The 754-nt window shown below is 39.1% G+C and carries 1 pseudogene; it reads left to right on the top strand.

From position 1 onward, the window contains the following. Positions 1–754 (top strand): annotated as a pseudogene (locus ACFIKE_RS11985) (hypothetical protein); the annotation flags it as partial.

Raw genomic sequence — 754 nt, 5'->3', positions numbered from 1 at the left:
ATTTTGGTGGTGGTGCTAGTTATAAAGATGGCGCTTGGACAGCCCCTACATTCAAGCTTAAAACCTTCACATCTGATGGTAAAGAAGGTGGTCCAAAAGACTATCGCGATGTAGGCTCTGCTTTTGCAGGAATTGATACGAACTTCATAAATGTAAACAAACATCTGAATACTGTTTTTAATGATTTTAATGATAAATTAGACAATATTAATAAAGAAGTTCAAGGCGATGCCTTATTGTGGGGTAATGATTCTTTTGTAGCACAGCATGAGAAAGATGGTAAAAAGCAAAACAGCAAAATCACATCACTAGCTGATGGTTCTATAGTAGCAGGTTCGAGCGATGCAGTAACGGGTGGTCAGATTAATACCATAGCTGCGAGTTTATCAAAGATTTTAGGTGGCAAATCATCGTTTAGTGCTGATGGTACTTTTACAGTTCCCAGCTATGACTTATCGACAGTCTCTAAAGACGGTGAAGTAACAGATAAACCATATGAAGGTGTAGAAAAAGCCTTTAAAGGACTTGATACGAATATCAAGACTGTTAACGCTCGTATTAAGGCGGTCTCAGAAGGAGTTGCGCAAGATTCTTTGTCGTGGAGTAAGGATGATAACGCCTTTGTAGCTCTTCATGGGGAAGGTAAGGACAGAAAAAATAGCAAATTGAAGTTTTTATTGGATGGAGAAATTTCTAAAGGTTCGACAGAAGCGATTACCGGCAACCAGCTTTATTCGCTGAACGAACAACTTGC

The organism is Bartonella sp. MU70NMGDW (assembly GCF_042194085.1).
GTDB classification, from domain to species: Bacteria; Pseudomonadota; Alphaproteobacteria; order Rhizobiales; family Rhizobiaceae; genus Bartonella; species Bartonella grahamii.
Note: the sequence above shows the minus strand (reverse complement) of the source record. Positions and strands in the feature narration are given on the sequence as shown.